At 39.4% G+C, this 24,914-nt stretch carries 23 protein-coding genes and 1 tRNA gene; 19 read left to right on the top strand and 5 right to left on the bottom strand.

Annotated elements, in window-relative coordinates; translation table 11 throughout:
- The first annotated feature begins 56 nt into the window (after positions 1 to 56).
- The 5 genes from KUA57_RS00745 (at position 57) to KUA57_RS00725 (ending at position 6,660) form a co-directional block, all read left to right on the top strand.
- Entirely contained in the window at positions 57 to 1,043 is a 987-nt protein-coding gene (locus KUA57_RS00745; RefSeq protein WP_218493478.1) for a GMP reductase, read from the top strand.
- Between the two features lie 66 nt (positions 1,044 to 1,109).
- Positions 1,110 to 1,181 (top strand) — tRNA-Arg (locus KUA57_RS00740).
- Positions 1,182 to 1,363: 182 nt separating this feature from the next.
- Positions 1,364 to 2,062: a ribonuclease III gene (rnc, locus tag KUA57_RS00735; RefSeq protein ID WP_000661487.1), complete on the top strand. Its 699-nt coding sequence runs from the start codon at positions 1,364 to 1,366 to the stop codon at positions 2,060 to 2,062.
- A complete protein-coding gene (smc, locus tag KUA57_RS00730) occupies positions 2,053 to 5,592 on the top strand; it encodes a chromosome segregation protein SMC (RefSeq protein WP_218493477.1) in 3,540 nt (1,179 codons plus the stop codon). Before rnc ends, smc begins: the two co-directional genes overlap by 10 nt.
- A gap of 141 nt (positions 5,593 to 5,733) precedes the next feature.
- On the top strand, positions 5,734 to 6,660 hold the full coding sequence (locus KUA57_RS00725) for a bifunctional riboflavin kinase/FAD synthetase (protein ID WP_136937099.1): 927 nt from the start codon (positions 5,734 to 5,736) through the stop codon (positions 6,658 to 6,660).
- Between the two features lie 83 nt (positions 6,661 to 6,743).
- On the opposite strand, the gene KUA57_RS00720 is transcribed toward KUA57_RS00725, so the two are convergent.
- From KUA57_RS00720 to KUA57_RS09545, 3 genes are read right to left on the bottom strand one after another with little or no spacing between them, the layout of a single operon-like run.
- Positions 6,744 to 7,559, bottom strand: a complete 816-nt coding sequence (locus tag KUA57_RS00720) for a TIGR03943 family putative permease subunit (protein WP_033681714.1) — start codon at positions 7,557 to 7,559, stop codon at positions 6,744 to 6,746.
- Entirely contained in the window at positions 7,556 to 8,461 is a 906-nt protein-coding gene (locus KUA57_RS00715; RefSeq protein ID WP_033681715.1) for a permease, read from the bottom strand. Before KUA57_RS00715 ends, KUA57_RS00720 begins: the two co-directional genes overlap by 4 nt.
- Positions 8,462 to 8,593, bottom strand: a complete 132-nt coding sequence (locus KUA57_RS09545) for an SPJ_0845 family protein (RefSeq protein WP_000268685.1) — start codon at positions 8,591 to 8,593, stop codon at positions 8,462 to 8,464. It lies immediately after the preceding gene.
- A 290-nt stretch (positions 8,594 to 8,883) separates the two neighbouring features.
- On the opposite strand from KUA57_RS09545, the gene KUA57_RS00710 reads away from it, so the two are divergent.
- The 11 genes from KUA57_RS00710 (at position 8,884) to KUA57_RS00660 (ending at position 19,118) form a co-directional block, all read left to right on the top strand.
- Complete coding sequence (locus tag KUA57_RS00710) at positions 8,884 to 11,013, top strand: Tex family protein (RefSeq protein ID WP_218493476.1); 2,130 nt, start codon at positions 8,884 to 8,886, stop codon at positions 11,011 to 11,013.
- Positions 11,000 to 11,449 carry a SprT family protein gene (locus tag KUA57_RS00705; RefSeq protein WP_125447501.1) on the top strand — a complete coding sequence of 150 codons (450 nt, stop codon included), beginning with the start codon at positions 11,000 to 11,002 and terminating at the stop codon, positions 11,447 to 11,449. The genes KUA57_RS00710 and KUA57_RS00705 overlap by 14 nt, the downstream gene beginning before the upstream one ends.
- Positions 11,450 to 11,507: 58 nt before the next feature.
- A complete protein-coding gene (locus KUA57_RS00700; RefSeq protein ID WP_004254425.1) occupies positions 11,508 to 11,780 on the top strand; it encodes a PspC domain-containing protein in 273 nt (90 codons plus the stop codon).
- A gap of 372 nt (positions 11,781 to 12,152) precedes the next feature.
- Positions 12,153 to 12,911 (top strand): ABC transporter ATP-binding protein, encoded by a 759-nt coding sequence (locus tag KUA57_RS00695; RefSeq protein WP_000173372.1) that lies wholly within the window; start codon positions 12,153 to 12,155, stop codon positions 12,909 to 12,911.
- Between the two features lies 1 nt (position 12,912).
- A complete protein-coding gene (locus KUA57_RS00690; protein WP_218493475.1) occupies positions 12,913 to 14,901 on the top strand; it encodes an ABC transporter permease in 1,989 nt (662 codons plus the stop codon).
- Between the two features lie 302 nt (positions 14,902 to 15,203).
- Positions 15,204 to 15,512 carry a TIGR04197 family type VII secretion effector gene (locus KUA57_RS00685; protein WP_004269706.1) on the top strand — a complete coding sequence of 103 codons (309 nt, stop codon included), beginning with the start codon at positions 15,204 to 15,206 and terminating at the stop codon, positions 15,510 to 15,512.
- Entirely contained in the window at positions 15,505 to 15,846 is a 342-nt protein-coding gene (locus KUA57_RS00680) for a hypothetical protein (RefSeq protein ID WP_004269707.1), read from the top strand. The genes KUA57_RS00685 and KUA57_RS00680 overlap by 8 nt, the downstream gene beginning before the upstream one ends.
- Position 15,847: 1 nt before the next feature.
- Entirely contained in the window at positions 15,848 to 17,302 is a 1,455-nt protein-coding gene (locus KUA57_RS00675) for an LXG domain-containing protein (protein WP_185756774.1), read from the top strand.
- A gap of 9 nt (positions 17,303 to 17,311) precedes the next feature.
- The gene (locus KUA57_RS00670; protein ID WP_042751257.1) at positions 17,312 to 17,974 is read left to right on the top strand and encodes a DUF443 domain-containing protein; all 663 of its coding nucleotides are present in this window, start codon (positions 17,312 to 17,314) and stop codon (positions 17,972 to 17,974) included.
- Between the two features lie 72 nt (positions 17,975 to 18,046).
- Positions 18,047 to 18,724: a DUF443 family protein gene (locus tag KUA57_RS00665; RefSeq protein WP_004269710.1), complete on the top strand. Its 678-nt coding sequence runs from the start codon at positions 18,047 to 18,049 to the stop codon at positions 18,722 to 18,724.
- A 103-nt stretch (positions 18,725 to 18,827) separates the two neighbouring features.
- The gene (locus KUA57_RS00660) at positions 18,828 to 19,118 is read left to right on the top strand and encodes a DUF4176 domain-containing protein (protein WP_004269711.1); all 291 of its coding nucleotides are present in this window, start codon (positions 18,828 to 18,830) and stop codon (positions 19,116 to 19,118) included.
- A 338-nt stretch (positions 19,119 to 19,456) separates the two neighbouring features.
- On the opposite strand, the gene KUA57_RS00655 is transcribed toward KUA57_RS00660, so the two are convergent.
- Positions 19,457 to 20,152, bottom strand: coding sequence for a VIT1/CCC1 transporter family protein (locus tag KUA57_RS00655; protein WP_025173172.1), 696 nt, complete (start codon positions 20,150 to 20,152; stop codon positions 19,457 to 19,459).
- A 230-nt stretch (positions 20,153 to 20,382) separates the two neighbouring features.
- On the opposite strand from KUA57_RS00655, the gene KUA57_RS00650 reads away from it, so the two are divergent.
- The 3 genes from KUA57_RS00650 to ftsY are packed head-to-tail and all read left to right on the top strand — an operon-like array spanning position 20,383 to position 23,270.
- Positions 20,383 to 21,174, top strand: a complete 792-nt coding sequence (locus tag KUA57_RS00650; RefSeq protein WP_042751256.1) for a Cof-type HAD-IIB family hydrolase — start codon at positions 20,383 to 20,385, stop codon at positions 21,172 to 21,174.
- Positions 21,174 to 21,992: a Cof-type HAD-IIB family hydrolase gene (locus KUA57_RS00645; RefSeq protein WP_049491725.1), complete on the top strand. Its 819-nt coding sequence runs from the start codon at positions 21,174 to 21,176 to the stop codon at positions 21,990 to 21,992. The genes KUA57_RS00650 and KUA57_RS00645 overlap by 1 nt, the downstream gene beginning before the upstream one ends.
- A gap of 3 nt (positions 21,993 to 21,995) precedes the next feature.
- A complete protein-coding gene (gene ftsY / locus KUA57_RS00640) occupies positions 21,996 to 23,270 on the top strand; it encodes a signal recognition particle-docking protein FtsY (protein WP_218493474.1) in 1,275 nt (424 codons plus the stop codon).
- Between the two features lie 44 nt (positions 23,271 to 23,314).
- On the opposite strand, the gene zwf is transcribed toward ftsY, so the two are convergent.
- Complete coding sequence (gene zwf, locus KUA57_RS00635) at positions 23,315 to 24,802, bottom strand: glucose-6-phosphate dehydrogenase (RefSeq protein WP_020902805.1); 1,488 nt, start codon at positions 24,800 to 24,802, stop codon at positions 23,315 to 23,317.
- Between the last annotated feature and the right edge of the window lie 112 nt (positions 24,803 to 24,914).

Here is a 24,914-nt window from a genome sequence, read left to right as displayed (position 1 = left end):
AGACGTAGAGATGCGCAAGCATAGGTAGGTCATTACAAAAGAAACGAGACATCGATATGTTAAATGAATTTCCAATTTTTGATTACGAAGATATTCAATTGATCCCAAATAAATGTGTGATTAAAAGCCGTGCAGAAGCAGATACAAGTGTCACTCTAGGAAATCACACCTTTAAACTACCTGTTGTGCCAGCTAATATGCAGACGATTTTGGATGAAAATGTAGCAGAGCAACTGGCTAAAGGTGGTTACTTCTACATTATGCATCGTTTTGATGAGGCAGGACGCATTCCTTTTATTAAACGCATGCACGAGCAAGGGCTCATTGCTTCTATATCTGTTGGTGTTAAGGACTACGAGTATGATTTCGTTAGCCAGCTCAAGGCTGATGCTCCTGAGTACATCACTATTGATATTGCCCATGGTCATGCGGATAGCGTGATTTCTATGATAAAACACATCAAGAAAGTATTGCCAGATACCTTTGTCATTGCTGGAAATGTGGGAACACCAGAAGCTGTGCGTGAATTGGAAAATGCTGGTGCAGATGCTACTAAGGTTGGTATCGGTCCTGGTAAGGTTTGTATCACAAAGGTCAAGACAGGTTTTGGTACAGGTGGTTGGCAGTTGGCTGCTCTCCGCTGGTGTGCTAAGGCTGCACGTAAACCGATTATTGCTGATGGAGGAATTCGTACTCATGGCGATATTGCCAAGTCTATCCGCTTCGGTGCCAGCATGGTCATGATTGGTTCCCTCTTTGCAGGACACATCGAAAGTCCAGGGAAAACGATTGAAGTTGATGGTGAACAGTTCAAAGAGTACTATGGTTCAGCTTCACAATATCAAAAAGGTGCTTACAAAAATGTGGAAGGCAAACGTATCTTGCTTCCTGCTAAAGGTCATCTGCAAGACACTTTAACTGAGATGGAACAAGACCTTCAAAGTGCTATTTCTTATGCAGGTGGACGTGAGGTTGCTGACCTTAAACACGTTGATTATGTTATCGTGAAAAACTCTATCTGGAATGGGGATGCTTCCCACTAAGACGGGCTATCTCACTAGAAAAAAACTTGTTATTAGAGCAAATTTCTGTTATAATAAAACAAGTTTCCACCCTTAGTGTAATGGATATCACGTAAGATTCCGGTTCTTGAGATGGGGGTTCGATTCCCTCAGGGTGGATGTAAACATCCTAAAAAGCCTTTAGTAGGGCTTTTTTCTTTATCCTGCCTCAAATTTTTCCCTAAAACTGAAAATCATATTCTATAGAATGCCCAAATGCTTTCCAGTCCCGTTTTAAAGTGACTCAGGGGGCTTTTTTTGATATAATAAAAAGGACTGTTATCAGTTAGAAAGAGGTTGGTATGAAAGAATTACAAACTGTACTAAAGAACCATTTTGCAATCGAATTTGCAGACAAAAACTTACTGGAAACTGCCTTTACTCATACGAGTTATGCCAATGAGCACCGCCTCTTAAAAATTTCACACAATGAACGCTTGGAATTTTTAGGAGACGCTGTTCTACAGTTATTGATTTCAGAATATCTGTATAAAAAATATCCTAAAAAGCCTGAGGGTGACTTGTCTAAACTCCGTGCCATGATTGTCCGCGAGGAAAGTTTGGCTGGTTTTGCGCGTGATTGCCAGTTTGATCAGTTTATCAAACTTGGTAAAGGGGAAGAAAAGTCTGGTGGACGCAATCGTGATACCATTCTTGGTGATGCCTTTGAAGCCTTTCTTGGTGCCCTTCTTTTGGACAAGGATGTGGCCAAGGTCAAGGAATTTATCTATCAAGTCATGATTCCTAAGGTTGAAGCAGGCGAATTTGAGATGATTACAGACTACAAAACCCATCTCCAAGAGTTACTTCAGGTCAATGGCGATGTGGCTATTCGTTATCAGGTGATTTCTGAAACGGGTCCTGCCCACGATAAGGTCTTTGATGTAGAAGTTCTTGTCGAAGGTAAGAGCATTGGTCAAGGTCAAGGTCGTTCTAAGAAACTAGCAGAGCAGGAAGCTGCCAAAAATGCCGTTGAGAAAGGGCTGGATTCATGTATTTAAAGGAAATCGAAATTCAGGGATTCAAGTCTTTTGCTGACAAGACCAAGGTCGTCTTTGACCAAGGTGTGACGGCAGTTGTTGGACCCAATGGATCTGGAAAGTCGAATATTACAGAAAGTCTGCGTTGGGCCTTGGGGGAGTCCAGTGTTAAGAGTCTCCGTGGGGGCAAGATGCCAGATGTCATCTTTGCTGGAACAGAGAGTCGCAAACCGCTCAATTATGCTTCTGTGGTTGTGACTTTGGATAATCATGACGGATTTATCAAGGATGCAGGTCAAGAAATCAGGGTAGAACGCCATATCTATCGTAGTGGAGATAGCGAATACAAGATTGATGGCAAGAAAGTCCGTCTGCGTGATATCCATGACCTTTTCTTGGATACAGGTTTGGGACGAGATTCCTTTTCTATCATTTCCCAAGGCAAGGTTGAGGAGATTTTCAACTCCAAACCTGAGGAACGTCGTGCTATTTTCGAAGAAGCTGCAGGAGTTTTAAAATACAAGACTCGCAGAAAAGAAACTGAGAGTAAACTGCAGCAAACTCAGGATAATCTAGACCGCTTAGAGGACATTATCTACGAGTTGGATAATCAAATCAAGCCTCTTGAGAAACAAGCTGAGAATGCCCGTAAGTTTCTAGACTTGGATGGTCAACGTAAGGCCATTTATTTAGATGTTTTGGTTGCTCAAATCAAGGAAAATAAGGCTGAACTAGAGTCAACAGAAGAAGAGTTAGCACAGGTTCAGGAACTCTTGACGAGCTACTACCAAAAACGGGAAAAATTAGAGGAAGAAAATCAAACTCTTAAAAAGCAACGCCAAGATTTACAGGCTGAAATGGCCAAAGATCAGGGCAGTTTGATGGACTTGACTAGTCTGATTAGTGATTTAGAGAGAAAATTAGCCCTATCTAAACTGGAATCTGAGCAAATAGCTCTGAATCAACAAGAAGCACAGGTACGCTTGGATTCTTTAGAAGAAAAGAGAATTGCCCTCAGTCAAGAGAGGTCTGTAAAAGAAGCTAATCTGGCTCTATTAGAAGAAAGTTTCGCTGAAAATCATGGAAAACTCAATCGTTTAGAAGCTGAATTGCTAGCTTTTTCAGATGATCCTGATCAGATGATTGAACTCTTACGTGAACGCTTTGTGGCGCTTTTACAGGAAGAAGCCGATGTCTCAAACCAGTTGACCCGTATCGAAAACGAGTTGGAAAATAGTCGTCAGCTTTCTCAAAAACAAGCAGATCAATTAGAAAAGATGAAAGAACAGCTGGCTACAGCTAAGGAGAAGGCTAGTCAGCAAAAAGAAGAACTTGAAACTGCCAAGGAGCAGGTTCAGAAATTATTGGCCGACTACCAAGCTATTGCCAAGGAGCAAGAGGAGCAGAAAACTTCCTATCAAGTTCAACAAAGTCAACTATTTGACCGTCTGGACAATCTCAAAAACAAGCAGGCCAGAGCTCAGAGTTTGGAAAATATTCTGAGAAATCATAGTAACTTTTATGCAGGTGTTAAGAGTGTTCTCCAAGAAAAAGCCCGACTTGGTGGGATTATTGGGGCAGTCAGTGAGCACCTGACCTTTGATGTGCATTATCAAACTGCCCTAGAGATTGCCTTAGGGGCAAGTAGCCAGCATATCATCGTAGAAGATGAAGAGTCGGCAACCAAGGCTATTGATTTTCTCAAACGAAACAGAGCTGGTCGTGCAACCTTCCTTCCGTTGACAACTATCAAGGCGCGTACGATTTCTAGTCAGAATCAAGATGCTATCGCAGCAAGTCCAGGATTTCTGGGTATGGCAGATGAGCTGGTTACTTTCGATACTAGACTGGAAGCTATTTTTAAGAATTTGTTAGCTACGACAGCAATTTTTGATACTGTAGAACACGCGCGTATAGCAGCTCGCCAGGTTCGTTATCAGGTTCGTATGGTGACTTTGGACGGTACAGAGTTGCGCACAGGTGGTTCTTATGCAGGTGGTGCCAATCGCCAGAATAACAGCATTTTTATCAAGCCAGAACTGGAGCAATTGCAAAAAGAAATTGCTGAAGAAGAAGCAAGTCTTCGTTCAGAAGAGGCGACTTTGAAGACCTTGCAAGATGAGATGGCTAGATTGACAGAAAGTTTAGAAGCTATCAAATCTCAAGGAGAGCAGGCTCGTATTCAGGAGCAAGGTTTGTCCCTCGCTTATCAGCAAACTAGTCAGCAAGTTGAAGAGCTAGAAACTCTTTGGAAACTCCAAGAAGAGGAATTAAATCGTCTTACTGAGGGAGATTGGCAAGCAGATAAGGAAAAATGCCAAGAGCGCCTTGCTACCATTGCCAATGAAAAGCAAAATCTGGAAGCTGAGATTGAAGAGATTAAGTCCAACAAAAATGCCATCCAAGAACGCTATCAAAACTTGCAGGAAGAGCTAGCGCAAGCTCGCTTACTTAAGACAGAACTGCAAGGACAAAAACGTTATGAAGTTGCTGATATTGAACGTTTAGGCAAGGAATTGGATAATCTGAATATCGAGCAAGAGGAAATCCAGCGCCTTCTTCAAGAAAAGGTTGATAATCTGGAGAAGGTTGATACAGAATTGCTCAGTCAACAGGCCGAAGAAGCCAAAAATCAGAAAACAAATCTCCAACAAGGTTTGATTCGCAAGCAGTTTGAGTTGGATGATATTGAAGGTCAATTGGATGATATTGCTAGTCATTTGGATCAGGCCCGCCAGCAGAATGAAGAGTGGATTCGCAAGCAAACACGTGCTGAAGCTAAGAAAGAAAAGGTCAGCGAGCGCTTACGCCATTTACAAAGTCAATTAACAGACCAGTATCAGATTAGCTATACTGAAGCACTAGAAAAGGCACATGAATTGGAAAACCTCAATCTGGCAGAGCAAGAGGTGCAGGATTTAGAGAAGGCTATTCGCTCACTGGGTCCTGTCAATTTGGATGCTATTGAACAGTACGAAGAAGTTCACAGCCGTCTGGATTTCTTGAATAGCCAGAGAGATGACATTTTGTCGGCGAAAAACCTGCTCCTTGAGACTATTACTGAGATGAATGATGAGGTTAAGGAACGCTTTAAATCAACCTTTGAAGCTATTCGTGAGTCCTTTAAAGTGACATTCAAGCAGATGTTTGGTGGAGGTCAGGCGGACCTCATTTTGACTGAGGGAGACTTGCTGACAGCTGGGGTTGAGATTTCTGTTCAACCTCCAGGTAAGAAAATCCAGTCTCTAAACCTTATGAGTGGTGGTGAAAAAGCCTTATCAGCTCTTGCTTTGCTTTTCTCTATTATTCGTGTAAAGACCATTCCGTTTGTCATCTTGGATGAGGTAGAGGCTGCGCTTGACGAAGCCAATGTCAAACGTTTTGGGGATTACCTCAACCGCTTTGACAAGGACAGCCAGTTTATCGTCGTAACCCACCGTAAAGGAACCATGGCAGCGGCTGATTCCATCTATGGAGTGACCATGCAAGAATCAGGTGTCTCAAAAATTGTTTCGGTGAAGTTAAAAGATTTGGAAGAAACAGTAGACTAGTTACCATATGATAGCATCTCTTAGGGGATGCTATTTTTTAAATAACATCTTGAATGATTTTTTAAGATCAGTTCAGGGGCAAAAAACGACATTTGGGATTTCCTTTTAGCGAAAAGGCTTTCTCTATGATATAATAGTTTCATGATTACAACAGTACCTATAAAAAATGAAAAAGACATCGCAGTACCGGATAAAACAGTTCTTGTATTAGGCTATTTTGACGGTATTCATAAGGGACATCAGAAGCTTTTTGAAGTAGCTAGTAAGGCTTCGATGAAAGATTATCTTCCAGTTGTCGTGATGACCTTTACAGAGTCCCCTAAGCTCGCATTACAGCCTTATAAGCCAGAATTAATGCTTCATATTGTCAGCCATGAAGAACGGGAACATAAGATGAAATGGCATGGAGTAGAGGCTCTTTTCTTACTTGACTTTAGTAGTAAATTTGCTAGTTTAACGGGGCAAGAGTTCTTTGATACCTATGTTAGAGCATTAAAACCAGCGATTATTGTAGCGGGATTTGATTACACGTTTGGTTCTGATAAGAAAACTGCAGATGATTTGAAGGATTATTTTGATGGAGAAATCATCATTGTTCCACCTGTTGAGGATGAAAAGGGGAAAATTAGTTCTACTCGTATTCGTCAAGCTATTCTTGACGGAGATGTCAGGGAAGCTGGTCATTTACTTGGCACTCCTTTACCGTCACGCGGAATGGTTGTTCATGGCAATGCTCGTGGACGGACTATCGGTTACCCAACAGCAAACTTAGTTTTACGAGATCGAACCTATATGCCAGCAGATGGTGTTTACGTAGTTGATATCGAAGTGCAGCGTAAAAGATATCGTGGAATGGCGAGTGTTGGGAAAAATGTTACTTTCGATGGAGAAGAGCCACGTTTTGAAGTCAATATTTTTGATTTTTCAGATGATATTTACGGTGAAACAGTTATTGTCTACTGGCTAGACCGTGTCCGTGAAATGGTCAAATTTGACTCTGTTGAAGAACTGGTAGACCAACTCCAGAAAGATGAAGAAATTGCTCGGAATTGGAAGGATGCTGAGTAGGAAATCGGAGTTTTATATAAAATTATCCATACTTTAGATTCTTATTTCTGAATAGAAAAAGTAGCCCTTTCTAGGCTACTTTTTTAAAACACTCGATAAACATAGGGATTTTCTGGTTTATCAACTTTGGTAAAGCTGTCAATTTCCAAGGTTGGGAGGTTTTGTTTGAGTTCTTTATGATAGTGATTGACTAGTTTTCCTTTGGCTGTTATCCAGGTGTTATTCTCATACTGACGGGTATTTCCCTTGGTCAGCAATCCATAGACACCTGAATCCGCGATACAGTGAATAATACCGAAGCGGAACAAAAATTGACTATTAGCATGACTGGGGTCATTATAGACAAAGCCTGTGAACTGGACTGTCTTGCCCTCAAATTCATCTGGATAGTCGTAGATAGCCTCCATGACCTCCATATAGTTTTCGTTGGTGATCTGAATACTATCTTGGGACAAGTATTTATCCGCCGCCGTTCGCATCTCCTTTTCATAGGCTGATTTTGAAAAGTAAGAACTGGTATCTGGTTTCAAATATTGGCTTGTCGTCCCTTCACTCGTCTGAATGGCTTGATCCGTTCCTTCCGATAGGGGGAAATGATAGCCTTTAGCTGAAACGGTCTGAGAATCCAAGCTAACAGTTGGAAAAGTTAAGCCAACGACAATTGGAATAGCCAGAAGAGCAATACTAGTTCCTTTAGCTAATCGGCTATTCAGATGACTATGGGTTTTGACTTGCTTCATCCAAATATACAGTTGAACAATTGCCAAAATAAAGGAAAGTACCATGGAAATATAGGCCAGATAGGAATAGTGCATGTTGATGTACTGGTTTAATTTGCCCGACAGATGGAGATAAATGGTCAGTTCAAAATAGCCAGTTAAAACTAAAAATCGAATCATAGGATGACTCCAATCAAGAGAGAATACACTAAGACGACAAGAGTCACAATCGTTATGAAGTGACTGATAAATCGTGCTTTCAAGTAATTTTTCATCATGAGAATATTTTTGATATCCAGCATTGGGCCAATCACGAGAAAGGCCAGAACTGGTGCCAAGCCGAAACTTGAGAGAAGAGAAGCACCGATAAAGGCATCCGCCTCACTGCAGAGAGAGAGAAGAAAGGCCAAAAGCATCAAGAGCAAGATGGCAAAAAGAGGGGTTGCGCTGATAGAAGTCAGAATACGAGTCGGAACATAGACCTGTATCATAGAGGCAAAAAGACAGCCAAATACCAAATAGCGTCCCATATCAAAAAACTCATCAATTGCTTGCACAAAGACTTGAAAAACTTTTTTTGCAGGACTCAAGTGAGAAAAATTGTGCTCATGACAAGCCAAACGATTTTCTTTTTGAATCGGTTCTTGCCAGAAAAATCCAAGAAAAATCCCAAGTATCACAGCTACAAGAATGGAGCCCAGAGCTCGTAACAGAGCGATATGGAAGGAGTTGCCAAAGGCAGAATAGGTCGCAAAGAGAACAATAGGATTGATAACAGGTGCTGTCACAAGAAAGGGAACGGCCGTGTAACTGGGAACCTTTTTTTCCAGGAAACGATTGATAATGGGGACGATTCCACATTCACAAGAGGGAAAAAGTATCCCCACGAAGGTGCCAAAAAAGATTCTCCCCCAACGATTTCGAGGGAGAAAATGATAAACCTTGTCAGGTGTGATATAGACCTCAATTAGTCCTGAAACAATACTTCCTATCAGAACGAAGGGTAGGGCTTCAATGATTATAGAGAGAAAAATAGCCCCAGTCTGAAGCACACTCGATGGGAGTTGTTGGAAAGCAGTCATCTAGTTTTTCTTTTCTGCTTTGGCTTTTTTCTCTTTGTCATCGGGGAAAGTAACTTGTTTCAAATCAGGGAGTTTCGCAAACTCTTCAAACATCTTGTCTAAGTCGTCTCGTTTTGTAAATTTTACAGCCATAGGTGTACCTCGATTCTAAATTCTACCTCTATTATACTATTATTTTGAGGAAAAGGGCGGTTTTTAATTTGTTTTCGATAGTTGATATTCTTCGAAAATCTCTTCAAACCACGTCAGCTTCGCCTTGCCGTAGATATCATAGGTATAGGTAACTGACTTCGTCAGTCTTATCTACTACCTCAAAACGGTGTTTTGAGCAATCTGTGGCTAGCTTCCTAGTTTGTTTTTTGATTTTCATTGAGTATGAAAAGGATTGGAGCAAGCCTTCCCGCTTGTGGTATAATAGATTCATGGATAAAAAATATGAAAAAATCTCCCAAGATTTGGGAGTGACGTTAAAGCAAATCGATACCGTTCTAAGTTTGACAGCTGAAGGGGCGACAATTCCCTTCATCGCGCGTTATCGCAAGGACATGACTGGTAGTCTGGATGAGGTGGCGATTAAGGCCATTATTGACTTGGATAAAAGTCTGACAAATCTCAACGACCGTAAGGAAGCTGTTTTAGCTAAGATTCAAGAACAAGGCAAGTTGACCAAGGAATTGGAAGAAGCTATCTTAGCTGCCGAAAAATTAGCAGACGTAGAAGAACTCTATCTTCCATACAAGGAAAAGCGTCGAACCAAGGCAACTATTGCCCGTGAAGCCGGACTCTTTCCGCTTGCTCGCTTGATTTTGCAGAATGTAACTGACTTAGAGAAGGAAGCTGAAAAATTCGTCTGTGAAGGATTTGCGACTGGGAAGGAAGCCTTGGCTGGTGCAGTTGATATCTTGGTCGAAGCCTTATCTGAAGATGTCAATTTACGCGCTCTAACTTATCAGGAAGTGCTGAGACACTCTAAAATCACCTCGCAGGTCAAAGATGAGAGTCTTGATGAAAAGCAGGTCTTTCAGATTTATTATGACTTTTCAGAGACAGTTGGAAATATGCAGGGTTATCGTACCTTAGCCCTCAATCGTGGGGAGAAGCTAGGTGTCTTGAAGGTCGGTTTTGAACATACGACGGACCGTATTCTAACTTTCTTTGCTTCTCGTTTCAAGGTGAAAAACGCCTATATAGATGAAGTTGTCCAACAGTCAGTTAAGAAAAAAGTTTTGCCTGCTATCGAGCGACGCATTCGGACGGAATTAACTGAGAAAGCAGAAGAAGGGGCTATCCAACTCTTTTCGGACAATCTGCGCAATCTGCTCTTGGTTGCTCCGCTGAAAGGGCGCGTGGTTCTTGGATTTGACCCTGCCTTTCGTACAGGTGCCAAGCTAGCTGTCGTGGATGCAACAGGAAAAATGCTGACAACTCAGGTCATTTATCCTGTCAAACCAGCATCAGCTCGTCAAATCGAAGAAGCAAAGAAAGATTTGGCAGATTTGATTGGTCAATACGGTGTAGAGATTATTGCCATCGGTAATGGAACGGCCAGTCGTGAAAGTGAAGCTTTTGTGGCGGAAGTTCTTAAAAATTTTCCTGAGGTTAGTTATGTCATCGTCAATGAAAGTGGTGCTTCGGTCTATTCTGCCAGTGAACTTGCTCGTCAGGAGTTCCCAGACTTGACCGTTGAAAAACGCTCTGCCATTTCTATCGCCCGTCGTTTGCAAGATCCTCTTGCGGAATTGGTCAAAATCGATCCTAAGTCAATTGGTGTCGGTCAATACCAACATGATGTCAGTCAGAAGAAATTATCTGAGAGTCTGGACTTTGTTGTCGATACAGTGGTAAACCAAGTCGGTGTCAATGTCAATACAGCCAGCCCAGCTCTTCTTTCCCATGTCGCTGGACTCAATAAAACCATTTCTGAAAATATTGTCAAATACCGTGAGGAAGAAGGAAAAATCACTTCGCGCGCTCAAATCAAGAAGGTTCCGCGTCTGGGTGCTAAGGCTTTTGAACAGGCAGCTGGTTTCCTTCGTATCCCTGAAAGTAGCAACATCCTTGATAATACAGGAGTTCACCCAGAAAATTACGTTGCCGTTAAGGAACTCTTCAAACGTTTGGACATTACAGACTTGAATGAAGAAGCCCAAGGCAAACTCAAGTCGCTTTCAGTCAAGGAAATGGCGCAAGAGCTAGACCTTGGTCCAGAAACTCTTAAAGATATCATTGCAGATCTTCTCAAACCAGGTCGAGATTTCCGTGACTCTTTTGATGCACCTGTGCTTCGCCAAGATGTCCTAGATATCAAAGACTTAGTGGTTGGTCAGAAGCTAGAAGGAGTGGTGCGTAACGTCGTTGATTTCGGTGCCTTCGTTGATATCGGTATTCACGAGGACGGCTTGATTCATATTTCCCATATGAGTCGCAAATTTATCAAACACCCAAGCCAAGTGGTGTCAGTTGGAGATTTGGTGACCGTTTGGGTTAAGAAAATCGATACTGAACGTGAAAAAGTCAATCTGTCGCTTCTAGCTCCAAATGAAACTGACTGATTACGTTAAGCAGGTTTCACTAGAAGACTTCGGCAGACCTTTTATCCATCATGTCCAGTGGAATAGGCGTCTACGTTCGACAGGTGGGCGATTTTTCCCCAAAGATGGGCATTTGGATTTTAATCCCAAGGTTTATCAGGAACTTGGTTTGGATGTTTTTAGGAAAATTGTCCGACATGAACTCTGTCATTATCATCTCTATTTTCAAGGGAAGGGCTATCAACATAAGGATCGGGATTTTAAGGAACTTTTGAAAGCAGTGGATGGATTACGCTTTGTGCCCTCCTTGACAAATAGCCACTCCAAACCACTCAAGCTCTATCGTTGTCAATCCTGCCAGCAAAGGTATCATCGCAAGCGAAGGATTGATACTAAACGCTATCGCTGTGGACTTTGTCGAGGTAAATTGCTACTTATAAATCAGCCTGAGGACTGATGAAAGCCGAGCCTACCCGTGATATACTATGTCTAACCTAGCAGAAAGAGGAAAAATCATGAACAGTAAATTTTATAAAATGAGACGAAATCGCATGATTTCAGGAGTTCTGGCAGGTCTGTCAGATAAGTGGAACTTTGATGTTACCCTTGTTCGTTTCTTGTTTGCCATTTTTACAGTTGCAAACTTTGGACTTGGCGTGATTATCTATATCATCCTAGCTTCTATCATGCCTACCAAGGAAGAAATCGAAGCAGAAATGTACGGAACAGGCCCACGCAAACGCAAAGAAGTCCAGGCCATTGACGATAATGAAGGCTGGTTTTGGTGAGGTAGAAACAGTTATTTTACTGTTAGTCTATGAATTCGACTAATCTATTTTAAAATTTTTGAACCCTTGTATCTGCAAGGGTTTTCTTCTTACTTTCTTTTTATGGTAAAATATTTTTAATGAAATGGCTACATTTCCCCCAATCTTACAAAAATGTAAGATTAAAGTCTCTTTTGTAAGGTTAGGTTATGGCAAGCGGTCTTTTTTTGATGTAAACTAGACTCATAAAGAACAAAGGAGTAACATCATGAAACAAATCTTACATAAGAAAACTAGAAAACCAAGCCATAAAGATATCGAGCGTGTTCAGCTGGGATGCGCTATGATGCAAGCGACATTTCATTTGATGGGATATTAAGAAAGGAGATTCTCATGACACTTTTAGATGTAAAACACGTTCAAAAAATTTATAAAACCCGTTTTCAGGGCAACCAAGTAGAAGCCCTCAAGGATATTCACTTTACCGTGGAAAAGGGTGACTACGTTGCCATCATGGGTGAGTCTGGTTCTGGTAAATCAACTCTTCTCAATATTCTAGCTATGCTGGATAAACCAACTCGTGGGCAGGTTTACTTGAATGGAACTGACACCGCAACCATTAAAAATTCACAGGCTTCTAGCTTCCGTCGTGAAAAGCTAGGATTTGTCTTCCAAGACTTTAACTTGCTAGATACTCTGTCTGTTAAAGACAATATCTTGCTTCCTCTTGTCTTGTCAAGAAGACCCATTACGGAAATGATGAAAAAATTGGTGGTGACAGCTGAGAATCTAGGCATCAACCAATTGCAAGAGAAGTACCCTTACGAGATTTCTGGTGGTCAGAAACAGCGTGTAGCAGTAGCTCGCGCCATCATCACAGAGCCAGAAATTCTCCTTGCGGATGAGCCAACAGGTGCCCTTGATTCCAAGTCCTCTGCAGCCTTACTTGATGTCTTTGATGAAATCAATGAGCGTGGCCAAACCATTCTCATGGTAACCCACTCAACAGCAGCAGCTAGCAGGGCTAAGCGTGTGCTCTTTATCAAAGACGGCATTCTTTACAATCAAATCTACCGTGGAGAGAAGACAGAACGTCAGATGTTCCAAGAAATTTCTGATACCTTGACTGTCATGGCAAGCGAGGTGAATTAGTATGTTTCGATTAACCAATAAGTTAGCGGTATCGAACTTGATTAAAAACCGCAAACTCTACTATCCTTTTGCGCTGGCTGTTCTCTTGGCAGTCACCGTCACCTATCTCTTTTACTCTCTAACCTTCAATCCCAAGATTTCGGAAATCCGTGGAGGAACAACCATTCAGGCTACACTTGGATTTGGTATGTTTGTCGTCACCCTTGCGTCAGCCATTATCGTCCTCTATGCCAATAGTTTTGTCATGAAGAACCGTTCCAAGGAACTAGGAATTTATGGCATGTTGGGCTTGGAAAAGCGTCATCTTATCAGTATGACCTTTAAGGAGTTAGTGGTATTTGGGATTCTAACTGTTGGAGCGGGTATCGGTATTGGAGCCTTGTTTGATAAGTTAATTTTCGCTTTCTTGCTCAAACTGATGAAATTGAAGGTTGAGCTGGTCGCTACCTTCCAAATGAATGTTGTCATTGCAGTACTTGTTGTCTTTGGATTGATTTTCCTAGGCCTCATGTTCCTGAATGCCCTTCGAATCGCCCGTATGAATGCCCTCCAGCTTTCTCGTGAAAAAGCTAGTGGTGAGAAAAAAGGTCGTTTCCTACCTCTACAAACTATTCTTGGTTCCATAAGTTTAGGGATTGGCTACTATCTTGCCCTTACTGTAAAAGATCCTCTCACAGCCCTAACAACCTTCTTCCTAGCTGTTTTACTGGTTATCTTTGGTACTTATCTATTGTTTAATGCAGGAATTACCGTTTTCCTCCAAATCTTAAAGAAAAATAAGAAATACTATTACCAACCAAATAACCTTATCTCAGTCTCTAACTTGATTTTCCGTATGAAGAAAAATGCAGTTGGATTAGCAACAATCGCTATTTTGTCAACAATGGTCTTGGTTACCATGTCTGCAGCGACAAGCATTTTCAATGCTTCAGAATCCTTTAAAAAAGTGATGAATCCGCATGACTTTGGCATTACTGGACAAAATGTTGAAAAAGAAGATTTGGACAAACTCTTGAGCCAGTTTGCAAGTGACAAAGGTTATAGTGTCAAAGAGAAAGAAGTGCTTCGTTACAGTAACTTTGGTATTGCAAATCAAGAAGGAACCAAGTTAACCATTTTTGAAAGGGGACAAAATCGTGTCCAACCTAAAACAGTCTTCATGGTATTTGACCAAAAAGACTATGAAAATATGACTGGTCAGAAGCTTTCTCTATCAGGCAATGAGGTCGGCCTCTTCGCTAAGAATGATGGACTGAAAGGACAGAAAGCTCTAACTCTAAATAACCATCAATTTTCTGTAAAAGAAGAATTTAATACAGATTTTATTGTGAACCATGTCCCAAATCAGTTTAATATTTTTACTACTGATTACAATTACCTTGTTGTTCCTAATTTGCAAGCATTTTTAGACCAATTCCCAGATTCGGCTATCTATAATCAGCTTTACGGTGGTATAAATGTAAATATCAGTGAAGAAGAACAACTCAAAGTCGCTGAAGAATATGAAAAATACTTACAAAAGTTTAATGCTCAATTAAACACTGAAGGTAGCTATGTGTATGGTAGCAATCTAGCAGATGCTAGTGCTCAAATGAGTGCCCTCTTTGGTGGTGTCTTCTTTATCGGTATTTTCCTATCCATTATCTTTATGGTCGGAACCGTTCTGGTCATCTATTACAAACAAATTTCTGAAGGCTATGAAGACCGTGAGCGCTTTATTATCTTGCAGAAAGTCGGTTTAGATCAAAAGCAAATCAAGCAAACCATCAACAAACAGGTTTTAACTGTTTTCTTCCTTCCTTTGCTTTTTGCCTTCATACATCTAGCCTTTGCCTACCATATGCTTAGTCTGATTTTAAAAGTGATTGGTGTAATAGATACGAATATGATGTTGATTGTGACCTTGTCTATCTGCGCTATCTTCCTCATCGCCTATGTCTTGATTTTTATGATTACTTCTAGAAGCTATCGCAAGATTGTGCAAATGTAAAAAAGATACCTCGATATATACTGACCCCCAAAAGTTAGACAATTAATTTATCCAAAGGATTTAGTTCTGTATTGTACAGGGCTAAGTCTTTTTAGTTTGGCTTTGATTCGTTTGTTATAGAAAAATATAGTTAATAATTGCTTTATTAATTTTTTAAAGAACTGCAATTTCTAGTGAAATAACAATGTATTGCCAATTTCAAAATTTTGAGGTTGTATTCAATCATATTTGGAGAATATTAAAATATTTTTAAATTTTTATGATATAATCATGATAGTTAAATATTTTAGAGGAACCCGATAATGAGTGAAATAAAAAGTGTAACATCTTTAGCTGTTCAAAGAGCAACGGCGATTGCAAAAGCTACAGAAAGTCTTGCTAATCTTATAGCAATTGAAAAAGATAATCAGACAACTGTAGCGGGGAATGTAAAAGCTTCCTCTGCAATTGATTTAGCGCAAACTACTGCGAGTCAAATTGGTAATGTATTATCAGCGATGTCAACGAATATTCATAATCTTTCTTCAGCTTTTCATGCTATGGATCAGAAAGTAGCAAACCAATTGTCACGCATTGACGATGCTAGCACGAGGTTTACGTTAAATGGTTAATCGTGATATCATTAATTTAGAGTTATCACTCAAACAAAGAGAAGAATCTCTAAAAGTAAAGAAACGTCATCTATACATTGTACGAGATGAATATGATCAACTTACTAAAAAAAGTAAATTCTTTTTTAGTGAAGTTGCAGAGTTGATGAGTAAATCTGACGATAGTTATTATTTTAAAGATTTAGAATCACAACATCTCCAGGCATCGCAAAAACTTCAAACCTATTTTCAAGAACAGGAAGAGTTACTTAAACAGTCACAAAAACTATTAGAAGTTGATAAAGAACAATTGAAACAATTAGAAAGAGAGGTGAGAGAAAAAAATGGGGGTTGATATGTATTTATGGAAATCCAAGAATCAGGCAAGTAGTACATCAAGAGCACTACAGAATCAAAATCAAGCCTATCAATCTTTACAGAAGGCTCTTAATGATTTTTCATCAAACAGTGGAGATTTATCTGGTTTAGCTTATGATTCTGCAAAAGTTTATTGTAGTCAAATATTGATTCCATTAACAAAAGCTTGCATTTTATTAAATGAGGAAATAGAAAAAGCAACATTGAGTCTTCCGGATAAATTCATTAGTGAAGTGGATAGTGTAAGTTTAAGAGAAGATGAGTTGCGTCAAAAAATTGCGCAAGCACATAAAAGTATTGTTTACTATCAGAAACTACGAAACATGGAATATCGTGTGGAACAACCAGACTATTTTTTTATTAATAGTTTAACAGAACATATTGAGATTCAACAGAAAGTCAAACAAAAATTGGAGGAAAAGCTTCAAAAACTTTTGACATTTCATAATTCATCATCAGGTCTTTTTTCAAATATAGATGGTCTTTATCAAGTAGTAAGGCAAGGGTTATCTCAAGCAAAAAGCTCTTGGAATGAAGAAACAAAAACATTTGTAATTCCACCTCAAGAGGAATTGATGTGGGTTAAACAGGTCCACGAGTCTTGGGGAAGACGATTGGACAAAGAAAAGTTGAAATCAGGAGAGGGATTAACAATAGAGGACATTGAAGCTTTACTTACCTATGCTCGGTCCCATCCAGAAGAGTTAGTTTCACCTGAGTTGATTCAGCAATTAAAAAGTGCATTAGAGTTAGTTCGAGAGAATTATGATAAAAATAGCACGCAGTTTGACTTACTTGCAACTATAATTGAGCAACTTGGAATAGGGGTTCAACGTTTTGGTGGTTTAGCTACTATTTTAGAAGGAATTAAAGGCCCTAGTACATTTGCTTTAAACGGAGCCTCAACTTCATTTGTTTTAGTTAAACAAACTGGTATAGGTCAAGCTTTGGTTCAAAAAGGTACAAATATAGCGAACTGGGGCAAATGGGGTGGCCGTTCCTTAATGGGAATTGGCTTTGGTCTTGGAATGTATGATGATATTGTTAACAAAGATAAAAGTATTGGTCAGGCAGTTGTGCATAATGGTTTGTCAACAGGGATTGGTTTTGGAGCTGCGGAGCTAACTACAGTAGCTTTAGGAGCATTTTTGGGAAGTAATCCTGTTGGTTGGGCTGCTGTTGGTGTAGCGACTGCATCATTTGCTATTGGAGTTGGAGTTACTTGGTTGTTTAATAAAGCCTATGAAAATAACTTTTTAGGGCTTAAAGATGGTTTAGACACTACAGGGGCATTTTTGGATGATGTAGGGAAAAACGTAGGTCAGGCAATATCAAATAGTGTTGAAAGTGCAAAAAATTGGGCCAGTGAGATGGTAAGTGATGTAGGAAATGCCATTTCAGGTGGGCTAAGTGCCCTTAACCCCTTTGACTAATGAGAAATGATGGAAAAAATTCGTTTTACTTATGGAAATTTTCGTTATTTAGTATTTGAATTCAATCATCAATACTATTTACTTGATAGAAGACCATGTCATTTGAGAGGATATCTTTTTCCACCTATAAATTGGCTTTTCTTTCAACATGTGTATCCCATTACATCGGATGAGTACTGTAAAATAAAAGAAAAAACTGGACGTGCTACAAAACTCACTGTTTCAGCTTCTCTCGGTGCTGGGCTGAGTATCTTTTTATATAATTGGTTACGGGTTAACAAGATTGATATCACTAAGTATTTTGAAACGAATCTTTCAAGTTTTACGAAAGTGGCACTCTTTTTAATGACTTTTCTTTTAACATATGTTCTGGTTGAATTATTTTACTATTCTCGGAAAAGAAGGATGGCCTTCTTGATAGGGCACGAACTTAGGCATTTACAATATTATAAAATTACGCCAGTAAAAATTGACTTTAAACAATTGCTAGGATTTATAGTGGTTATTGGTGGGCTAGCATTTTTTATGCCAATGTATTATTTCTACTCAGGTAACTTACTTTTTGGCTTAATGGCCAATGCAATCATCTTTCTATATTTGTCGGCTTCTAATGTTGCATTTGGAACTGAAAGCCATCACTTATATAAAATAAATGATAAAAAACTAAAATAAGATGTAGCCGATATCAAGATACTCCTCATAGCTTGGGAAAACTCATGTTTTCTTAGATTAGTAAGGATTAAAATGCAAAAAATAAAATTATATTATAAAGGGAATTTTCGATACCTATTATTTCATTATCAGGGGAAACAGTATCTATTAGATAGATCTCCTAAACATTTTCTCGGATATTTCTGTTTGCCTTTAAACTGGTATTTTTATCAGAAAGTTTATGCTATCTCAGATGAAGAACTTTTTAAAATCGAAGAAAAAAACTCTAAGGCGAGCAAATTTATCCTTCCAACATCATTAGCTGCAGGATTGGCAGTTTTTGTGAATGCCTGGGCTCGTATGAATCATATTGATTTATTTGCCAACTTTTATGTGAATTTTTCGATAGTAACTAGTTTGCTTTTAGTAGTTATTGGTTTATTATTGTCTTTTAGTTTGCTTCAGCTTTTATATTCTAAAAAGAAAAAAAGTTTGGAGGAATTACTTAATAGATCATTGGAACAATCTATTTATTTTAAGATAAAACCAGTAAATTCATCGCGTTTTTACGTAAAAATGCTTCTTTTACGAGTATGTTTCTTTGCTTTAGCTCTTATATTTGCCTTAGCTTTTATTTATATAAAAAATGTTGCCATGCTTTTGATAATGATTTTAACAATGTTCATTTCTCTAGCAACCATAAATGTTGCCTTTGCACCTGGAGAAGAACGGGAATATGAGATAGTTGATGTTTTATCAAAGTTGAAATAAAATGTTGTTTTACCTAAATTCAGTGCTATATTTTTTATATTATTGAGATTTATTATTTAAAAAAATAAAATTATTACTTAAATATCGAAAGGAAGAAAAGATTATGTTACCTATTGGAAGTATTGTTTATTTAAAAGATGGAACCCGTAAAATTATGATTCTTAATCGGGGAGCTTTCATTGACAATGATGGAGAAAAAGTAATTTTTGATTATTCAGGATGCATATACCCAGTAGGGCTTGATGCTGAACAAATTTTATATTTTAATAAAGAAAATATTGATAAAGTTCTTTTTAAAGGTTACAGTGATAACGAAGAGGAACGATATCAAGAACTTTATAGTCAGTGGCTCTTAGAAAATGAGAATAATTTTCAAAGGGGCAAGGTCGATTAATAGATTAGCTTCCGTTGAAGCGTTTATCTCTTATAATAGGAGTCGATTTGACATTATTGAGAATACTATCACTTTTAATGATTGATGTTATTGATTAAAATAATTGCAAATAAAGTAAATAACTTTCAACTATTCAGGCGGATGATTTTTTCTGGTAACGTTATAAAATCTTAGAAGACATCAAAACGTTATTAGAAAAACACACATTATAGAATCATTGTCTACGATTGTAGATATAATAAAAGAGAGAATCAAGTTTCTCTCTTTTATTATATCTAAGTAGATGTGAATCTTTTATTTTGTAGGTAGTGCAATTTCATTTAGATATTTCTTATATACTAAATGCTGAAAAGTTGTCCTAGCAGAAAGGTAACTCCCATAGTTAAGAGACCAATAGCAAGGTTCCGAATCATAGCTGTTTTGGTAGGTGCTTTTCCAAGTTTGGCACTAGTGTAACCAGTGAGAAGAAGGGCCACACCGACGATAAGGACGGTAGCAGGGATGCGGTATTCACTTGGGAAAATGGTAATTGAAAGCATTGGTGGTAAGCTACCAAGGAAAAAAGAAATAAAGCTAGAGATAGCAGCATGCCAAGGATTGGTAAACTCTTCATACTCAATCCCATATTTTTCCTCTACCAAAGCCTTGAGCGGATTTTTAAGAAAGGCCTTGTTGGTGAGAAGTTGGGCTGATGTTTCACACTCGCCATTTTGGATATAGGCAGCATAGAGAGATTTTTTAGCTAGTTCCATATCTTGGTCTAGCAAGAGTTGCTCACGCGCAACGGCTGCTTCCTCAGTATCTTTTTGAGTTGAAACGGACACATATTCTCCACCTGCCATCGAAAAGGCACCGGCCAAAATAGCCGCAAATCCTGATAAAAAGATAATCCATATATTGCTCGTAGCACTGGCAACCCCAATAACCACACCAGCGATGGAAATAATCCCATCATTAGCACCAAGAACACCCGCACGCAGGATATTTAAACGACCTGCAAAATTTGAATCGATTTCGTGATTTGTTTCTGACATACTATTCTCCTTTTTATCCAGTATAAAGGAAAGAGGTAATGAAATCAATCTTTTAAAAGTATCTGAAAAAAGTTGCACGATTTTAATTTTACGAGCTTTTTTAAAAGTTAGAAACACCACTAGCTAGTAGAGAAGGATAAAAGAGATGCAAAGCTGATAGACTCGTCCTTTTTCTAGTTATCTATGGTATAATAGGAGGTAGATTTACTAATCGGAGTAAGAAAGATTTTATGATTAAACTAGTAGCAACGGATATGGACGGAACCTTCCTAGATGAGAATGGACGTTTTGATATGGACCGCCTCAAGTCCCTTTTAGCTTCTTACAAGGAAAAAGGGATTTACTTTGCGGTGGCTTCAGGGCGCGGATTTCTATCTCTAGAAAAATTATTTGCTGATGTTCGTGATGACATTATTTTCATCGCGGAAAATGGCAGTTTGGTAGAATATCAAGGTCAGGACTTGTATGAAGCGACTATGTCTCGTGAGTTTTATCTATCAACTTTTGAAATGCTGAAAACTTCACCTTATGTAGATATCAATAAACTGCTCTTGACGGGAAAAAAGGGAGCTTATGTTCTAGATACGGTTGATGAGACCTATTTAAAAGTGAGCCAGCACTATAATGAAAATATCCAAAAAGTAGCGAGTCTGGAAGATATTACAGATGACATTTTCAAATTTACAACCAACTTCACAGAAGAAACGCTAGAAGCTGGGGAGGCTTGGGTCAATGAAAATGTCCCTGGTGTTAAGGCTATGACAACTGGTTTTGAATCCATTGATATTGTTCTGGACTATGTTGATAAGGGTGTGGCCATTGTTGAATTAGTTAAAAAACTTGGTATCACAATGGATCAGGTCATGGCTTTTGGAGACAATCTAAATGACTTGCATATGATGCAGGTTGTGGGACATCCTGTAGCTCCTGAAAATGCACGACCAGAAATTTTAGAATTAGCAGAGACTGTGATTGGTCACCATAAGGACCAGTCGGTTATAGCTTATATGGAGGGCTTATAATGGCAGATATAAAATTGATTGCATTGGACTTGGACGGGACCTTGCTGACTACTGATAAAAGGTTGACGGATCGTACCAAGGCAACTTTGAAAGTTGCGCGTGATCGTGGTATCAAGGTCGTATTGACAACTGGTCGTCCCTTAAAAGCTATGGATTTCTTTCTCCATGAGCTAGGGACTAATGGTCGGGAAGATGAGTATACCATTACTTTTAATGGTGGTTTGGTTCAGAAAAATACAGGTGAAATCCTTGATAAAACAGTCTTTTCATATGATGATGTGGCACGCTTGTATGAGGAAACAGAGAAATTATCACTGCCTCTTGATGCCATCTCAGAAGGAACTGTTTATCAAATTCAATCAGACCAAGAAAGTCTTTATGCCAAATTCAATCCAGCTTTGACTTTTGTTCCAGTGGACTTTGCAGACTTATCTAGTCAAATGACTTATAATAAATGCGTGACCGCCTTTGCTCAAGAACCCTTGGATGCAGCTATTCAGAAGATTTCTCCAGAATTGTTTGACCAATATGAAATCTTTAAATCACGTGAAATGTTGCTAGAGTGGTCACCAAAGAATGTTCATAAAGCAACAGGTTTGGCAAAACTAATCAGCCATCTAGGAATCGACCAAAGCCAAGTTATGGCTTGTGGCGACGAGGCCAATGACCTCTCTATGATTGAATGGGCAGGGCTCGGTGTTGCCATGCAAAACGCTGTTCCTGAAGTCAAGGCAGTCGCAAATGTAGTGACGCCAATGACCAATGATGAAGAAGCTGTCGCCTGGGCTATCGAAGAATACGTGTTAAAGGAGAACTAAGATATGGGATTATTTGACCGTCTATTCGGAAAAAAAGAAGAACCTAAAATTGAAGAAGTTGTAAAAGAAGCTCTGGAAAATCTTGATTTGTCTGAAGATATAGAAGCTGAGGAAGTTTCTCAAGAAGTAGCAGAAGTTGAAAGTTCTGAAGAAGCTGTGCTCCAAGAAGAGGAAAATCAAGACACAGTTGAAGAAAGTCTGGATTCAGAGCCAACTGTAGAAGTTTCTCAAGAAGAAATAGAAGAATTTCCAAACTCAGAAGAAGTCACAGAGGAAGAGAATACTGAGCTCCAAGAGCCTGTAGAAGAAAATAGTTCTGAGGTTCTTGAAGCAGAAAGGTCTCAGTTAGAAGAAACTGTTCAGGAAAAATATGACCGCAGTCTTAAGAAAACTCGTACAGGATTCGGTGCTCGCTTGAACGCCTTCTTTGCCAACTTCCGTTCTGTTGACGAAGAATTCTTCGAAGAACTGGAAGAACTGCTAATCATGAGTGACGTTGGTGTCCAAGTCGCTTCTAACTTAACAGAGGAGTTACGTTACGAAGCCAAGCTTGAAAACGCCAAGAAACCCGACGCACTACGCCGTGTCATCATTGAGAAATTGGTTGAGCTTTATGAAAAGGATGGCAACTACGATGAAAGCATCCACTTTCAAGATGGCTTGACAGTCATGCTCTTTGTTGGTGTGAATGGTGTTGGGAAAACAACTTCTATCGGGAAACTAGCTCACCGCTACAAACAAGCAGGCAAAAAAGTCATGCTAGTAGCAGCAGATACCTTCCGTGCGGGGGCAGTAGCCCAGCTTGCTGAATGGGGTCGTCGTGTTGACGTTCCAGTTGTAACTGGACCTGAAAAAGCTGATCCAGCTAGCGTTGTCTTTGATGGGATGGAACGAGCAGTAGCTGAAGGTATCGATATTCTTATGATTGACACCGCTGGTCGTCTGCAAAACAAGGACAACCTCATGGCTGAGCTGGAGAAGATTGGTCGTATTATCAAACGTGTTGTACCAGAAGCACCACATGAAACCTTCTTGGCTCTTGATGCATCAACGGGTCAAAATGCCCTGGTACAGGCCAAAGAATTTTCAAAAATTACCCCTTTAACAGGAATTGTCTTGACTAAGATTGATGGAACTGCTCGAGGTGGTGTTGTTTTAGCCATCCGTGAAGAACTCAATATTCCTGTAAAATTGATTGGTTTTGGTGAAAAAATCGATGATATTGGAGAGTTTAACTCAGAAAACTTTATGAAGAGTCTCTTGGAAGGCTTAATCTAATCAGAAGCAAAAATCCTGCAAGCTACAAACTTGCAGGAAATTTTTTATTCTAAGCGACCATCTTGACGATAGGCGATATCTGGTTGCCAAGTCCATTTGGCATCGAATTTTTCAAGTAAGTCAAAGCTGGCTTGAGGTCCCATGCTTCCAGCTTTATAGTCATGAAGTGGGGCACCATTTTCAGCCCAGAGCTCTTCGATACGGTCAATCAATTTCCATGACGCACCAACTTCATCCCAGTGGCTAAAGTTAGTTGAGTTGTTATTTAGGACATCATAAATCAATTTCTCGTATGGTTCTGGAGAAGCACCAGTTGCGGTCGCATCTGTGCGGTAATCAAGTGAGTTAGGAGCCAAGTTGAATTCTTCTCCTACTTGTTTCCCATTTAGGCTAAGAGAGAAGCCTTCTGTTGGTTGGATATAGATGGTCAAAATGTTTGGAGCAAGTGGTTCTCCAAAGATAGAATCCATTTGTTTAAAGACGATGTTGACATGAGTTCCTTTTTCAGTCAGACGTTTACCAGTACGGAAGAAGAAAGGAACACCACGGAAGCGATCGCTGTTTACAAAGAAGGCACCAGATGCAAAGGTTTCAGTTGTAGATTCTGGATTTACATTTGGCTCGCTACGATAAGAAATGTATTTCATGCCATCAATCTTACCTGAACGGTATTGACCACGGATAAAGTGTTCTTTAAGCTCTTCATCCGTTGGATGATAGAGGTTTTTAAAGACCTTAATCTTTTCGGCACGAATCTCGTCTTTTGTGAAGCTTGCTGGCTTATCCATGGCAAGCAGAGAAAGAAGTTGCAAAGTATGGTTTTGTACCATGTCACGGAGGGCACCAGATTGGTCATAGTAGCCACCACGTTCTTCTACACCCAAGCGCTCTGCAAAAGTAATTTGAACATTATCGATAAAGTCCTTGTTCCAAACATTTTCAAAAATCAGGTTTGCAAAGCGAACTGCAAAGATACTTTGGATCATTTCCTTACCAAGATAATGGTCGATACGGAAAATTTGTTCTTCATCAAATGTTGCTAGGAGTTCGTCATTCAACTTGCTTGCAGTTGCGTAATCTGTACCAAATGGTTTTTCAACGATTAAGCGCTCAAAACCTTTACCATCCACAATGTTTTCAGACTTGAGGTGTTTTGCGATAGTTCCAAAGAACTGAGGTGCCATAGACAAGAAGAAGAGCTTGTTGTGTTCAGCTTGGTACTTGTCATTTAGTTCAGCCTGCAATTGACGTAAAGCAATGTAGTGTTCCGTATCATTGACATCATGACTTTGATAGTAGAAGTGGCTAGCGAACTCTTGAGCCTGTTCGGTACTATCTGCCAAATCAAGGATCGATTCGACTACAACAGATTCAAAATATTCCTTGCTCCAAGGACGACGAGCAGTTCCAATGACTGCAAAGTGCTCGGAAAGATTGCCGGATTTATATAGTCTAAAAAGGGAAGGGTAGAGCTTGCGTTTAGCCAGGTCTCCACTCGCACCGAAAATTGTAACAATAACCTTAGATGACATCTAGCTACCTAATTTCTATTTTTATTCCTAGTCATGCTAGGTATGAGGAAATCTCATTTCATAAATTTAATTCTAACATAATTTTCCGGAAAATCAAAAAATCCAATACGAG

It is taken from the genome of Streptococcus vulneris, from assembly GCF_019218685.1.
Taxonomy (GTDB): domain Bacteria; phylum Bacillota; class Bacilli; order Lactobacillales; family Streptococcaceae; genus Streptococcus; species Streptococcus vulneris.
This window is presented reverse-complemented; position numbering and strand designations above follow the sequence as displayed.

Excerpts from the sequence above, each read along its gene's own strand:
- KUA57_RS00720 (WP_033681714.1), bottom strand. The coding sequence starts at position 7,559 with ATGATTCGATTTTTAGTTTTAACTGGCTATTTTGAACTGACCATTTAT.
- KUA57_RS00705 (WP_125447501.1), top strand. The coding sequence starts at position 11,000 with ATGAAACTGACTGATTACGTTAAGCAGGTTTCACTAGAAGACTTCGGC.
- KUA57_RS00700 (WP_004254425.1), top strand. The coding sequence starts at position 11,508 with ATGAACAGTAAATTTTATAAAATGAGACGAAATCGCATGATTTCAGGA.
- KUA57_RS00745 (WP_218493478.1), top strand. The coding sequence starts at position 57 with ATGTTAAATGAATTTCCAATTTTTGATTACGAAGATATTCAATTGATC.
- KUA57_RS00665 (WP_004269710.1), top strand. The coding sequence starts at position 18,047 with ATGCAAAAAATAAAATTATATTATAAAGGGAATTTTCGATACCTATTA.
- KUA57_RS00645 (WP_049491725.1), top strand. The coding sequence starts at position 21,174 with ATGGCAGATATAAAATTGATTGCATTGGACTTGGACGGGACCTTGCTG.
- KUA57_RS00715 (WP_033681715.1), bottom strand. The coding sequence starts at position 8,461 with ATGACTGCTTTCCAACAACTCCCATCGAGTGTGCTTCAGACTGGGGCT.
- KUA57_RS00695 (WP_000173372.1), top strand. The coding sequence starts at position 12,153 with ATGACACTTTTAGATGTAAAACACGTTCAAAAAATTTATAAAACCCGT.
- KUA57_RS00685 (WP_004269706.1), top strand. The coding sequence starts at position 15,204 with ATGAGTGAAATAAAAAGTGTAACATCTTTAGCTGTTCAAAGAGCAACG.
- KUA57_RS00680 (WP_004269707.1), top strand. The coding sequence starts at position 15,505 with ATGGTTAATCGTGATATCATTAATTTAGAGTTATCACTCAAACAAAGA.
- KUA57_RS00650 (WP_042751256.1), top strand. The coding sequence starts at position 20,383 with ATGATTAAACTAGTAGCAACGGATATGGACGGAACCTTCCTAGATGAG.
- KUA57_RS09545 (WP_000268685.1), bottom strand. The coding sequence starts at position 8,593 with ATGGCTGTAAAATTTACAAAACGAGACGACTTAGACAAGATGTTTGAA.
- KUA57_RS00670 (WP_042751257.1), top strand. The coding sequence starts at position 17,312 with ATGGAAAAAATTCGTTTTACTTATGGAAATTTTCGTTATTTAGTATTT.
- smc (WP_218493477.1), top strand. The coding sequence starts at position 2,053 with ATGTATTTAAAGGAAATCGAAATTCAGGGATTCAAGTCTTTTGCTGAC.
- KUA57_RS00660 (WP_004269711.1), top strand. The coding sequence starts at position 18,828 with ATGTTACCTATTGGAAGTATTGTTTATTTAAAAGATGGAACCCGTAAA.
- KUA57_RS00725 (WP_136937099.1), top strand. The coding sequence starts at position 5,734 with ATGATTACAACAGTACCTATAAAAAATGAAAAAGACATCGCAGTACCG.
- KUA57_RS00655 (WP_025173172.1), bottom strand. The coding sequence starts at position 20,152 with ATGTCAGAAACAAATCACGAAATCGATTCAAATTTTGCAGGTCGTTTA.
- KUA57_RS00690 (WP_218493475.1), top strand. The coding sequence starts at position 12,913 with ATGTTTCGATTAACCAATAAGTTAGCGGTATCGAACTTGATTAAAAAC.
- rnc (WP_000661487.1), top strand. The coding sequence starts at position 1,364 with ATGAAAGAATTACAAACTGTACTAAAGAACCATTTTGCAATCGAATTT.
- zwf (WP_020902805.1), bottom strand. The coding sequence starts at position 24,802 with ATGTCATCTAAGGTTATTGTTACAATTTTCGGTGCGAGTGGAGACCTG.
- ftsY (WP_218493474.1), top strand. The coding sequence starts at position 21,996 with ATGGGATTATTTGACCGTCTATTCGGAAAAAAAGAAGAACCTAAAATT.
- KUA57_RS00675 (WP_185756774.1), top strand. The coding sequence starts at position 15,848 with ATGTATTTATGGAAATCCAAGAATCAGGCAAGTAGTACATCAAGAGCA.
- KUA57_RS00710 (WP_218493476.1), top strand. The coding sequence starts at position 8,884 with ATGGATAAAAAATATGAAAAAATCTCCCAAGATTTGGGAGTGACGTTA.